The organism is Oerskovia sp. NPDC057915 (genome assembly GCF_042887685.1).
In the GTDB taxonomy this organism is placed as follows: Bacteria; Actinomycetota; Actinomycetes; order Actinomycetales; family Cellulomonadaceae; genus Oerskovia.
In genome coordinates this window covers 24,730-36,800 of the sequence record NZ_JBHVOS010000032.1, presented here as the reverse complement: position 1 = coordinate 36,800, position 12,071 = coordinate 24,730, and the positions used below count along the sequence as shown (strand labels likewise).

Genomic DNA, 12,071 nt, shown 5'->3' with positions numbered 1-12,071 from the left:
CGAGGTAGACCTCCCGGAGGTCTACCTCGCGCCCACGGGTCTACCTCGCGGTCACGCCGTGAGCATCGCCGCCGGGTTCTCGTGCGTCAGGCGGCGCAGCACCTCACGCTCGACCCCGCGCTTCGCGAGCATCTCGGTGAAGACCGTGGGCACGTACGCGAACCCGTTGCCGCCGTTCTGCACCCACATCTGCTTGAGGAACACGTCGTGGCTCATGAGCACCTGGCCCGCGAACCCCTCGTCGATCAGCCGGTGCACCGCGCCCGCCGTGGTGTGCGGGTCGGGCGAGACGCCCTCCTTGGGGTAGGTGATGTCCATGCCGACCATGTCGAACTCGAGCCACACACCCCGCTCCGCGACGGCCCGCTGGTACTCGGGGTCCTCGGCCGAGGGGTCCATGTGGCACAGCACGACCTTCTCGGGCCGCACGCCCACCTCGTCGAGCACGAGGTCGAGGATCTCGTGCGCGCGACGCTGCCAGCCGGGCAGGTGGATCTGCATCGCGACCTGCGGGTGCTCGAGCTGCGCCAGGGCCGAGGCCCGCAGCGACGCCCGCTCCCCCGCGGTGAAGTCCGGCGAGACGCCGATCTCCCCGATCACGCCGGGCCGGATGCCCGTGTCCCGCACGCCGTCGGACAGCTCGCGCGAGATCGCCGCGGCCTGCGCGTCGACGGCCTGGGCCGTGATGCGCTCACCCTCGAACTTCTCGAGATAGGCGCCCGCGCCCATGACGACGTTGAGGCCCGTGCGGCTCGCGACGTCCGCCAGGCGCTCGGGGTTGCGCCCGATCGCCTCGCTCGACGTCGCGTCGACGACGGTCCGCCCCCCGAGGGCCGCGAAGCTGCGGATCTCCGCCTCGACCGCGGCGACGGGCTTGTCGGCGATGTTGTCGGCGCAGCAGTACGGGTCCTGGCGCAGCGCCCAGGCGACCGACGCGGACACCGGCTCGCGGACCACGGCCCGGGAGAACTCGTAGCTGGGCGCGTCGAGCACCCCCGACAGGTCGTTGAACAGGTGCTCGTGGGGCAGGGTCAGCCCCAGGTCCGCCACGGCGACGGGTCCGGTGACGGTCTGGACGAATCCGGCCGGCGTGATGTTCATCGCGGGCTCACCTCTCCTGCCTCACCACCGCCGACGGCGGCGGCCACTCCTGCGTCACCGCTCACCCCGGCGGGGGCCTCGGTCGACTTCCCGGACGGGATCATGCCGATCACCGCTGCGACGAGCGCGATCACCGTGCCGATGATCGTGGCCGCGTAGATCGTGTGGCCGAGCGACGGGACGGCCCAGTCGATCAGGAGCGAGCCGACGAGCTGGCCCGCCGTGGACGCGAGGCCCAGGAGCAGCAGACCCAGCCCGCGGACGAGCAGCGCCATGAGCGCGATCGAGAGCAGGCCGAGCGGGCCGCCGAGGTACATCCACCACGTGGGCGGCAGCTGGAAGTCGACACCCGAGGTCATGGCGCGGATCGCGTACGCGATGCCCAGGGCCGTGAAGCCGACGAGGAAGTTCCAGCCGATCGAGACGAGCATCGAGCCCGTGGCGTCGGCGACCGCGGCGTTCCCGGCAGGCTGCCAGCCGGCGAGGAGACCACCGACGAACGGCATGATCGCGAGGGCGATCGTGTGCGGGGTCGAGAAGTTCGGCGAGATGACGATGACGGTCGCGACGATCGCGAGGACCGCGCCCGCGAGACGGAAGAACGTGAGCGGCTGCTTGACGGAGGCCGTGACACCGAGACGATCGCAGATCACGCCCGAGATGACCAGACCCGAGATGAGCGAGATCTGGAACGTCGCGACGCCCAGGACGCCGACCGTCACGCCCTCCGAGAGGACGATGACCGCGCCGCACAGGCCCGCGAGGAAGTTCCACCACGGGATCGTGCGGCCCTTGATGAGGCTCGGGATCGCGAGCGCCTCGCGCCGCGTCACGGGGCGCGCGAACACGATGACGAACATCAGGACCAGACCCGTGCCGAACGAGATGAGGGCGGCCGCGTGGCCGTCGCCGATCGTCTTGCCGAGCTGACCGTTGACCGCGGCCTGCATGGGGCCGAGGGCTCCGGCGAGGACGGTCGCGAGGACGAGGAGCGCGGTCGCGGTGCTCTTGACCTTGGTGCGCTGCGACGGGGCGACCGTCTGGGCGCCTCCTGAGCGGGAGGCTGTCTCCGGCGTGGTGTGCTTCATTGCTTGGCCGTGCCTTTCATCTTTCGACGGTACGTCGGATCGGTGGACCGATCGAACGGCCAGCCCTGGGTCGACGCTGAGTGGTCGGGCTGGGTGGGGGTCGTGCGGGTGGTGCTGGGTGGGGGTCGTGCGGGTGGCGCTGGGTGGGGGTCGTGCTGTCGGACGGGTCGTGAGGGTCAGTGCTCCGGCGCGGGGTCCTGCGGTGCGGTGGGCACCTCGTCGGCGAGCGGCAGGGACTCGATGGCCCCGTCGCGGGTGGTCGTGACGGCCGCGACGCGGGCTGCCCAGCGCGCGGCCCGGACGAGATCCTGGCCGTGCAGCAGCCCGTCGGCGAGCGCCGCGCAGAAGCTGTCGCCCGCGGCGGTGGTGTCGATCGCGTCGACGCGCACGGCCGGGACGGGGGTGGGCAGGCCGTCACGGGGCACCACGACCGAGCCGTCGGCCCCGAGAGTCACGACGACGTCGCCCGGGAAGGCGAGCCCTCGCACCATGGCCACGACGTCGGCGAGGGTCTCGGGGGCCTCGGTCGCGCCCGCGAGGGTCGCGAGCTCGAACCGGTTGGGGACCAGGACGTCGAACCGGTCGCGGACCTCGGCGGGGACGGGGACGGCGGGGGCCGGGTTGAGGATCGTCGTGCCGGTCGCGAGGCGTGCGACGGCGGCGAGCGCCCCGAGCGGGGTCTCGCACTGGCACAGGACGACCTGCGCGTCGGCGACGGCCCGGACCGCGGCGTCACGCGAGTCGACGAACTGCTCGTCGACGTCGCCGTTGGCGCCCGCCTCGATGACGATCGTGGACTCGGGCTGCTCCCAGAGGATCACGGCGGTGCCGGTGGGCTGCTCCGACACCGCGACCGATGCGACGTCGAGCCCCTCGGCCACGAGACGGGCCGTGATCGCACGGCCCGCGTCGTCGTCCCCCACCGCACCGACCATCGCGACGCGACGGCCCAGGCGCGCGGCGGCGACGGCCTGGTTTGCTCCCTTGCCGCCGGGCGAGCGCTTGAGCCCGGTCGCGCTGATCGTCTCGCCCGAGCGCGGGATCCGGTCGACGGTCAGCCTGATGTCCATGTTCAGGCTGCCGACGACCGTGATCTCGGGGGCGGACGGGACGTCCGGGTCACCCCCGGTCTCCGGGGCGAGGGCGGGGACGACCCCGCCCTCGGGGTGGGCGCTCATCAGCCTGCGAGCCAGGTGATCGCCTGGCCGAACAGCTTGCCGTACCCGGACCACTCCATGAACTCGCGGGGGGCCCAGTGCGGGGAGATGTCGGACGCGAAGGCCAGCGTGCGGCCCTCGCCCTCGGTGCGGACGGCGACGAGCGGGCGGCCCTCGATCGTCGCGAGGACGGTCGCGTCGGCCTTGGCGGTGAGCTTCTGGTAGCCGAGCAGGATGGGCCACTCGGCGTCGAGGCCCGCGGTCACGGGGTGCTCGACGTCGGTCAGGACGCCGCTGATGCCCTCCGGGGTCTCCTCGCGGTCGTCGTACGGGAGGATCTCGACCGGCAGGACGGCCTCGACCGCGGTGCCGTAGTAGTTCGCCTTGGCCTGGAAGCCCTGGAAGCTGAGGTAGCCGCCGGCCATCATGAGGCCGCCACCGCGGCGCACCCACTCGGCGAGGAGCTTGATGCGGTTCGGGAAGGGGCGCCCCTGCGAGAACACGACGGGCGGGAGCAGCAGGGTGTTGGCGCCGATGTCGGAGAGGAGGACGACGTCGTAGGCGTCGAGCTCCTCGAGGGTCGACGGGAAGTCGGTCGCGACGAGGTGCGACGGGAGGTGCGTGACGTCGTGGCCCTCGGCGGCGAGCGCCTCGAGCAGCGTGGCGCAGCCGATCTCCAGCTGGGCGTGCGGGAAGGCGTCGTAGCCCTTGTAGTCCGTCGCGGCATTGATCCACGACTCTCCGGCTAGCAGCACGCGGCTCATGCGGTTCTCCTCAAGACGGTTCGGGCTCCGCCGCACATCGGCGACGTTGCGCAATGTTGTGTTGCTGTTGCGCAACAACCTAGGCGGACGGCATCCTGGTGTCAACCGAGCAGCGCCCGGGCGCGGGCCTCGGGACCGCCGCCCGGCCAACGAGCCCCGGGAATCCGCGGCTCTGACGGACTCACGGCCCGCGCGGTGCCGGCGCAGCGATAGGCTCGGGGAGCACCCGACGGCCGGGGCACGAGCAGAGAGGTGGCGACGATGACACTGACGCAAGTTGCGCAACACGCAGGCGTCTCGACGTCGACGGCCTCCCGCTACCTGCGCGGCCAGCTCAACGTCCAGCCCGAGACCGCGGCCCGGATCGACGCCGCGGTGGCCGCGCTCGACTACCGCGGCGCCACGACGAACCGCGGGGTCCGCACCGCCCGGCCGGGCGCGGGGGCGCACGCGCGCACCGACACCGGGCAGGGCGTCGTGGCGCTCGTCGTGCCCGACTTCACCAACCCGTTCTTCACGACCCTGGCCGAGGAGTGCGCCGACCTCGCGGCCTCACGCCAGATCCCCCTGGTCGTCGCCGTCTCGGGCAAGCACGGCGAGCGCGACGGCGGCCTGAGCCCCCTGATCGGGGGCAGCGACGTGCTGGGCGGCCTGATCTACCTCGGCATGAGCCGCACGGACGAGCGCCTCGCCCGCGCGGTCGAGGACGGGCTGCCCGTCGTCGTGATCGACGAGGAGATCGACCTCGACCTCGCGGTCGACACCGTGACGGTCGACAACTACGGCGGTGCCTACCAGGCCACGAGGTACCTCATCCAGCAGGGGCACCGCCGGATCGCGCACGTCGCCGGCCCGCCCGAGCTCTCCACGACCCAGGAGCGCAAGCGCGGCTACGTCGACGCGCTCACCGACGCAGGGCTGGCCGTCGACCCCGAGCTGGTCCGGCACGGCCCGTACACCGAGCAGTTCGGCGCCTCGACGTTCCCCTACCTGACGCGCCCCGGGAACGCCCCCACGGCGGTGTTCGTGGGCAGCGACATCGTGGCCGTCGGGATGCTCGGTGCCGCCGAGCTCCACGGCATCCGCATCCCCGAGGACCTGTCGGTCGTGGGCTGTGACGGCATCCGCATCGGCCAGTGGCTGCGCCCCCAGCTCACGACGCTCGAGCAGCCCGTCGCGGCGCTCGCCCTCGCAGCGGTCGACGCCCTCGAACGAGCCATGGCCCGCCGCGAGACCGGGACCGGGGCCGGGACGCCGGGCGCCGACGCCGCCGCGGAGCCCGCCCGCACGGTCCTGCCGCTCCACCTGGTCATCCGCGGCTCGGTCGCGCCGCCGTCGGCCTGAGGGGCGCGACCGCCGGGCGACCGGGCGACCGGGCGACCGGGCGACGGGCGACCGGGAATCAGCCGGTCAGGCGGGCACCTGGATCTGGGCGTTGAGCGTCCGCCGCAGGAAGCCGTTGAGCGCGGCGCCGATGAACCGGCGGCCGCGGAACGTGTGGATCTCCCGCGCCGCGAGGTCCACCACGACGGGCTGGACGATCACCGCGAACTCCAGGCGCGGCTTGACCCGCGCGGCGACGGCGACCTCGGGGGTCACGCTGTCGGCCACGATGACCGCGAACGCGCCGACGCCGGACTGCACGCCACGCAGGGAGTTGCTGCGCTGCTTGGCGAAGGCCGAGACGTCCCGGGTGTACCGGTCGACGTCCAGCTCGGTGGGCGTGAAGTGGGCGACCGCGGTCACGACGTGGACCCGGGACATCGCGGGGACGACGAACTTCTTGCGGTAGCCGACCAGCGCCTGCACCGGGCCGACCTGGTCCCATCCCACCTCGCAGCCGTCGTCGGTCATGCGTCGGCGGGTGGTGTCGAGGTACTCGGCTGCGGTCACGGCGATGGGTGCGTTCACAGCGGTGAGCGTAGGGCACTTCGTCGACGGCGGGAAGAGGTCGTCCGCTCAGCCCGTGACGGCGGTGACGGTCTCGAGGAACGACCCGACCACGACGAGGTAGATGAGCGCGAAGAACACCGTGTAGAGGCCGCTGAACAGCAGCGCGTCGCGCACCTTGCCGGGCCCCCGGAAGTAGCGGAAGAACTTCCGGAGGAACCCGACGGGGTGCATCAGGTCCCAGCTGTTGAAGCGGATGTAGCGCCCCAGGTAGATGCCGAACGAGACGAGCACGAGGATCACGACGACCACGAGCCAGGACGCCGGGCGCAGGAAGGGCTTGAGGTCGTCGGGGTAGCGCAGCACGGCGTAGAACATCTGGACGAGGAAGATGTTGACGACGGTGTTGAGGACGCCCGACATCGCGAGGGTCAGGACCGCGACGATGTCGAACCAGAGCGGCACGTCCTCGTCGTCCTTGCGGTGGCTGAAGTTGAGCTCGGTCACGAGGTAGCCCGCGTTGGGGAGCAGCAGCAGCCAGACCAGGAGGCCGACCCCCGCGATGGTCGCGACGAGCCACGGCGGCGCGCCGGCGGCGCCCAGTGCGAGGTCCCCGACGATGAGGAACGACAGGACGAGCACGGGCAGCACCGACAGCCCGATGTTGAGCAGCATCGGCCGGTAGACCTCGGTGCGGAACAGGGGCGCACGCAGGAGGATCAGGGCGAACGCGAAGACGTTGACGAGGATCACGCCGAGGAACAGCAGGGTCATGGACGGGGCCTTCGTGGTGCGGCGTGGGTGGGACGTGAGGACCACGCTAGGGCCCGACGGCGTCTTCGCCAGCCCGCGCGACACGTCACCTGCGCGGATAGCGTGGGTCGCGCGGGAATCTCGAGCTCCACCGATTCGCCCGAGGACGGGCGACCGACCCCCGGGAGTCACAGTGACGCATCCTGACGAAGCAGCCGCACCGGTGACGTCTCCCGGTGCCGGGCAGGGGGCGGCCGCCCCGGGCGGCGGCGCCTCGCCCGGCGGCTCCGCGACCCTCATGCTCGTCCTCGCGACGATCGGGTTCGCGGTGAACTTCTGGGCGTGGGCGCTGATCAGCCCGCTCGGAGGCGCGTACAGCAAGGCGCTCGGCCTGTCGGCGGTGCAGCAGTCGGTGCTCGTCGCGGTGCCGGTCATCGTGGGTTCGCTGGGCCGGATCCCGGTCGGGGCGCTCACGGACCGCTTCGGGGCGCGGATCATGTTCCCGCTGGTCAGCGCGGCGACGATCGTCCCGGTCCTGTTCATCGGTTTCGTCGCCGACAGCTTTCCGCTGCTCATCCTGGGCGGGTTCTTCCTGGGGCTGGGCGGGACGGCGTTCGCGGTCGGGGTCCCGTTCGTCAACGCCTGGTACCCCCCGGCCCGGCGCGGGACGGCGCTCGGGATCTTCGGGATCGGGATGGGCGGCACCGCGATCTCGGCGTTCACGACCGTGCGGATCACCGACGCATGGGGCAAGAGCGCCCCGTTCGTCCTGGTGGCGTGCGTGCTGGCGGTGTACGCGGTCGTGTCGTGGCTCCTCGTGCGGGACGCCCCGGGGCGGGCTCCCGCGGCGCACGGGCGCTTCCTGTCCCGCACGTGGGCGACGTTCAGGCTCCCGGCGACGCTCCAGCTCTCGTGGCTGTACGCCGTGGGCTTCGGCGGCTTCGTCGCGTTCAGCGTGTACCTGCCGACGTTCCTGGTGAACGCCTACGGCCTGACCGCCGCCGACGCGGCTGCCCGGACCGCGGGATTCGTGGTCCTGGCGGTGGTCTGCCGCCCGATCGGCGGGACGCTGTCGGACCGGTTCGGCGGGATCCCGGTGTCGGTCGCGTGCTTCGCGCTCGTCACGGTCCTGGCCGCGGTGGTCGCGTTCCAGCCGGACCTCGTGCCGGTCGGGACCATCGCGTTCCTGGGCCTCGCGGTGGGGCTCGGTGCGTCGTCGGGCGCGACGTTCGAGCTCGTGGCCAAGGTCGCCCCGCAGGACAAGGTCGGTGCCGTGACGGGGCTCGTGGGGGCCGCGGGCGGGCTGGGCGGGTTCATCCCGCCGCTCGTCATGGGCGCGGTGTACCAGCTCAACGGGGACTACGGCCTGGGCTTCGCGGCCCTCTCGGTGACGGCCCTGCTGACGCTGCTGTTCACGGTGGGGCCGGTGCGGCGCGGCGTGCGCGACTGACCGTCCGCCCGCTCCTCGGACGCCTTCGTCCACCCAGAGCCCGTGTCAGGTCGCCGATCCACCGCCGCGGCCTACGGTGTCCCCATGGACCCCCACGCCCTGGACCAGTCGTCAGAAGGCCCCCGGGTCGTGGACCGGCCCGGTCCCACCGCCGTGGACCGGCCCGGCGCTGCCGGCGGTTCGTCCCGCGTGAACGGACCTCCCCCGCTGCCCGGGACCACGGTCGACCAGTACCGCGACCACGTCCTCACGCTGGTCTCGCCGCTGGCCGCCGAGCACGTGACGCTCGACGAGCTCGCGACCGGCGCACCGGCCCGGCGCGTCCTGGCCGACGACGTCCGGTCCCTCCTCGACGTCCCGCGCTTCGACGCCTCGGCCATGGACGGGTACGCGCTCCGCGGCAACGACATCGCGGCCGCGACCCAGGACTCCCCCGTCACGCTGCGTGTCGTGGGCGACATCGCGGCGGCGCCCTCGCCGGCCCCGTCCGCCGAGCACGGCGTCCCCGACGCCGCGTCCGTCGCCCTCGCCGCCCCCGGCCAGGCCGTCCGCATCATGACGGGCGCCCCCGTGCCGGACGGGTGCGACGTCGTCGTGCCGGTGGAGCGGACCTCGACGCGGCGCTTCGTGCCCGGCGCGCCCCTGGACGAGGCGATCGAGGTCTACGAGCCGTCCAGGTCCAACGTCCGCCGCCGTGCCGAGGACGTCGCGGTCGGCGACCTGGTCGCCGCGGCGGGTGCCCCGACCACCCCGCGCCTGGTCTCGGCCGCGGCCTCGGCGGGGCACGCGACCCTCCCGGTGCACCGCGTCCCGCGCGTCGCGGTCCTCTCGACGGGCAGCGAGCTCGTGCCGTTCGGCACCGCCCCCGGCCCGGGCCAGATCCCCGACTCCAACTCGCTCCTGCTCGCGGCGTGCGTGCGCGACGCGGGCGGCGTCCCGCTGCGCGTCGGCGCGGTCCCGGACACGGCCGAGGCGCTGCGCGCGGTGCTCGACGACGTCGCGCCCCACGTGGACCTGATCGTCACCTCGGGCGGGGTCAGCGCGGGCGCGTTCGACGTCGTCAAGGAGGTCCTGAGCGGCCCGCAGGGCACGGCGGACGGTCCGTCGGAGGTCCTGCTCGTCGCGGTCGGGATGCAGCCCGGGAAGCCGCAGGCCGCCGCCCGCTGGCGTGGGACCCCGTTGCTGGGCGTCCCCGGGAACCCGGTGAGCGCGTACGTGTCGTTCCGGGCGTTCGTGCGCCCGGCGGTGCGCCGCCTCGCGGGCCACCCGGAGCCCGTCGAGCCGCTCGTCGAGCGCGTCGCCGCCGAGTCCTGGCGCTCCCCGGCGGGGCGCCAGCAGTTCCTCCCGGTCCGCTTCGTCGGGGCCGACGGCGTCGCACCGGTCGGGCCCGGCGCGCACCACGTGTCGGCGCTCACGCGGGCCGACGCGATCGCGGTCGTGCCGCCCGAGGTCGAGGCGGTTGGGACGGGCGACACCGTGCGTGTCATGGTGATCGCATGAGCGAGTTCACCCACCTCGACGAGCGCGGCCACGCCCGCATGGTCGACGTCACCCTCAAGCAGCCGACCGTCCGTTCCGCGACCGCGACGGGCGTCGTCCGCTGCGGTCCGCACATCGTCGCGGCCCTGCGGTCGGGCGAGGTCCCCAAGGGGGACGTGCTCGCGGTCGCGCGCATCGCGGGCATCCAGGGCGCCAAGAAGACGGCCGAGCTGCTGCCGCTCGCGCACATCATCGGGGTGCACGGCGCGAGCGTCGACCTCGACGTCCAGGACCACGGCGTCGAGATCAGCGCGACCGTGCGCACCGCGGACCGCACGGGGGTCGAGATGGAGGCGCTCACCGCGGTCGCGGTCGCGGGCCTCGCGGTCGTCGACATGGTCAAGGGCCTCGACAAGTCGGTCGAGCTCACGGACGTCCGGCTGCTGTCCAAGACGGGCGGCAGGTCGGGCGAGTGGGTGCGCCCGGTGTGAGCGGGCTCCAGTTCGACGCGGTCGTGCTCGCGGGCGGGCGGGCGCAGCGGCTCGGCACGTCCAAGCCGCAGCTCGTCGTCGCCGGCGCCCGCCTGCTCGACCACGTGCTGGCCGCGACCCGCGACGCCCGGGCGACGGTCGTCGTCGGGCCGGAGGACCTGGCGTCCGACGCGTACGTCCTCACCCGGGAGGACCCGCCGTTCGGCGGTCCGGTCGCGGGGACCGCGGCGGGCCTCGCCGCCCTGCCCGACGGCGCAGCCCCCTGGGTCCTGCTCCTCGCCTGCGACGTCCCACGGGCCGCGGAGGCCGTGCCGCTGCTCGTGGAGGCAGCCGCCGCAGGCGTGATCCCGGGGCTCGACGGCGTGCACCTCGCGCACGACGGCCGGGACCAGTGGCTCGTCGGCCTGTACCGCCGCGAGGCCCTGGACGCGGCCGTGGCCCGGCTCGAGGGCGACCCCGCGCGGGGCGGTGCGGCGGGTGCTCCTGTGCGCCGCCTCGTCTCAGGGATGGAACTCACCCGCGTCGAGGACGTGGACGGCCTGAGCACCGACGTGGACACGTGGCAGGATGCGGAGACGTACGCGCTGCGGCGCGCGCGGTTCGGCACAGGCGACCCGCACCGATCTTCGGGAGGCACGGCATGAGCAACCTCGAGCGCTGGGTGGACACCCTCGTCGACGAGTTCGACCTCGACCGTGAGGCGGTCGACATCGGGGCGATCCTCGACCTCGCGCGAGACGCCGCGCACCGGGTCGAACGCCCCGCGGCCCCGCTCACCACGTTCATCGCGGGGTACGTCGCAGGGCTGTCCGCCGGGGAGGGCGCCGACCACCCGGGCCTCGACGCCATGGAGCGTGCGACCGAGCTCGCGCTCGCGTGGGACGTCGAGGCGACGCTCGACGAGGCTGTCACCGAAGGCACTGCGGACGCCGACACCACGCTCACCGAGCCCGCCGCTCCCGACAGGGCGTGACGTGCCGCAGGTCCGCTACTTCGCCGGCGCGGCCGAGGCCGCCGGGCTCGAGGCCGAGTCGCTCCCGGGCGCCTCGGTCGGGGAGCTCTTCGCGGCCATGACCGACCGCCACCCCGCGCTCGTCGACGTGCTGCCGCGCTGCTCGGTGCTCGTGGGCGGTGTCCGGACGGCCGACCACGGCGTGGCGCTCGCGCCCGACCAGCAGGTCGACGTCCTGCCCCCCTTCGCGGGCGGCTGACGGCCCCGCCTTCCGCTGGGTGCGGAGCACTTGTCGTCCGGAGGGCCGATCGACGACAGCTGCTCCGCACTCAGCGACGCGCCGTCCAGAACCTCAGTGGTCCCCGCCCGCCAGCTGGGAGAACACGTGCGGGAGGAGCGGCTCCAGCACGCTCCAGCCGTCGCGCACACCGCCCGGCGATCCCGGCAGGTTGACCACGAACGCGCGCAGCCCGCGCGCCCCCGGGGCCGTCCCCACGATCCCCCGTGACAGCACCGCGCTCGGCACGACCGTCGCACCGCGCCGCCGGATCGCCTCGGCGACGCCCGGCAGCTCCTGGTCGACGACCTCGGCCGTCCCCTCGGGCGTGAGGTCGCGCGGGCCGATCCCCGTCCCGCCCGTGGTGATCACGAGCCGCGCCCCCTCGACCAGCGCGGAGGTGAGGGCGTCGCGGACCGAGTCGACGCCGTCGGGCACCAGACGTGCCGTGATGCGCTCGAAGCCGCCCGTCTCCAGGAGCGAGACCAGGAGCGGCCCCGAGCGGTCGGTCGACTCGCCGCGCGAACCGCGGTCGGAGACCGTGACGACCGTGACCGGCAGGTGGGCGAGCGGGAAGGTGGCGTGGGGCCCGTCGAACGTGGTCATGGGAGCACCGTAGACAATCGCGGCGTCCCGGGCGACGTGGCCCCGCTCGCCAGGCAGAACCCT

General features: G+C 73.6%; 14 protein-coding genes. 7 read left to right on the top strand and 7 right to left on the bottom strand.

What is annotated here, in order from left to right; all coding sequences use genetic code 11:
* Nucleotides 1-51: 51 nt before the first annotated feature.
* The 4 genes from ACFVQ3_RS17765 to ACFVQ3_RS17750 form a co-directional block, all read right to left on the bottom strand.
* On the bottom strand, nucleotides 52-1,101 hold the full coding sequence (locus ACFVQ3_RS17765) for a phosphotriesterase (protein WP_387641888.1): 1,050 nt from the start codon (nucleotides 1,099-1,101) through the stop codon (nucleotides 52-54).
* The gene (locus tag ACFVQ3_RS17760; protein WP_387641885.1) at nucleotides 1,098-2,189 is read right to left on the bottom strand and encodes a DMT family transporter; all 1,092 of its coding nucleotides are present in this window, start codon (nucleotides 2,187-2,189) and stop codon (nucleotides 1,098-1,100) included. The genes ACFVQ3_RS17765 and ACFVQ3_RS17760 overlap by 4 nt, the downstream gene beginning before the upstream one ends.
* Before the next feature lie 176 nt (nucleotides 2,190-2,365).
* Nucleotides 2,366-3,367 carry a ribokinase gene (locus ACFVQ3_RS17755; protein ID WP_387641883.1) on the bottom strand — a complete coding sequence of 334 codons (1,002 nt, stop codon included), beginning with the start codon at nucleotides 3,365-3,367 and terminating at the stop codon, nucleotides 2,366-2,368.
* Nucleotides 3,367-4,110 carry a glutamine amidotransferase gene (locus ACFVQ3_RS17750; RefSeq protein WP_387641880.1) on the bottom strand — a complete coding sequence of 248 codons (744 nt, stop codon included), beginning with the start codon at nucleotides 4,108-4,110 and terminating at the stop codon, nucleotides 3,367-3,369. The genes ACFVQ3_RS17755 and ACFVQ3_RS17750 overlap by 1 nt, the downstream gene beginning before the upstream one ends.
* Nucleotides 4,111-4,362: 252 nt before the next feature.
* On the opposite strand from ACFVQ3_RS17750, the gene ACFVQ3_RS17745 reads away from it, so the two are divergent.
* The gene (locus tag ACFVQ3_RS17745; protein WP_387641878.1) at nucleotides 4,363-5,454 is read left to right on the top strand and encodes a LacI family DNA-binding transcriptional regulator; all 1,092 of its coding nucleotides are present in this window, start codon (nucleotides 4,363-4,365) and stop codon (nucleotides 5,452-5,454) included.
* A 66-nt stretch (nucleotides 5,455-5,520) separates the two neighbouring features.
* Here the strand turns inward: ACFVQ3_RS17745 and ACFVQ3_RS17740 are convergent, their stop codons facing one another.
* A complete protein-coding gene (locus ACFVQ3_RS17740) occupies nucleotides 5,521-6,021 on the bottom strand; it encodes a hypothetical protein (protein WP_387641875.1) in 501 nt (166 codons plus the stop codon).
* 48 nt (nucleotides 6,022-6,069) lie between these two features.
* A complete protein-coding gene (locus ACFVQ3_RS17735; RefSeq protein WP_387641872.1) occupies nucleotides 6,070-6,774 on the bottom strand; it encodes a DUF1361 domain-containing protein in 705 nt (234 codons plus the stop codon).
* 202 nt (nucleotides 6,775-6,976) lie between these two features.
* Here ACFVQ3_RS17735 and ACFVQ3_RS17730 point away from each other — a divergent pair, with 202 nt between their 5' ends.
* The 6 genes from ACFVQ3_RS17730 to ACFVQ3_RS17705 all read left to right on the top strand — a co-directional run bounded on the left by ACFVQ3_RS17730 (nucleotide 6,977) and on the right by ACFVQ3_RS17705 (nucleotide 11,384).
* Nucleotides 6,977-8,203 (top strand): nitrate/nitrite transporter, encoded by a 1,227-nt coding sequence (locus ACFVQ3_RS17730; protein ID WP_387641870.1) that lies wholly within the window; start codon nucleotides 6,977-6,979, stop codon nucleotides 8,201-8,203.
* An 84-nt stretch (nucleotides 8,204-8,287) separates the two neighbouring features.
* A complete protein-coding gene (gene glp, locus ACFVQ3_RS17725; protein WP_387641867.1) occupies nucleotides 8,288-9,703 on the top strand; it encodes a gephyrin-like molybdotransferase Glp in 1,416 nt (471 codons plus the stop codon).
* Entirely contained in the window at nucleotides 9,700-10,173 is a 474-nt protein-coding gene (moaC, locus tag ACFVQ3_RS17720; RefSeq protein WP_387641864.1) for a cyclic pyranopterin monophosphate synthase MoaC, read from the top strand. The genes glp and moaC overlap by 4 nt, the downstream gene beginning before the upstream one ends.
* Nucleotides 10,170-10,817, top strand: coding sequence for a molybdenum cofactor guanylyltransferase (locus ACFVQ3_RS17715; protein WP_387641862.1), 648 nt, complete (start codon nucleotides 10,170-10,172; stop codon nucleotides 10,815-10,817). Before moaC ends, ACFVQ3_RS17715 begins: the two co-directional genes overlap by 4 nt.
* Entirely contained in the window at nucleotides 10,814-11,146 is a 333-nt protein-coding gene (locus tag ACFVQ3_RS17710; protein WP_387641860.1) for a DUF6457 domain-containing protein, read from the top strand. Before ACFVQ3_RS17715 ends, ACFVQ3_RS17710 begins: the two co-directional genes overlap by 4 nt.
* A 1-nt stretch (nucleotide 11,147) precedes the next feature.
* On the top strand, nucleotides 11,148-11,384 hold the full coding sequence (locus ACFVQ3_RS17705) for a MoaD/ThiS family protein (RefSeq protein ID WP_387641858.1): 237 nt from the start codon (nucleotides 11,148-11,150) through the stop codon (nucleotides 11,382-11,384).
* Between the two features lie 93 nt (nucleotides 11,385-11,477).
* On the opposite strand, the gene ACFVQ3_RS17700 is transcribed toward ACFVQ3_RS17705, so the two are convergent.
* Nucleotides 11,478-12,008, bottom strand: coding sequence for a molybdenum cofactor biosynthesis protein B (locus ACFVQ3_RS17700; protein ID WP_387641855.1), 531 nt, complete (start codon nucleotides 12,006-12,008; stop codon nucleotides 11,478-11,480).
* Nucleotides 12,009-12,071 lie beyond the last annotated feature (63 nt).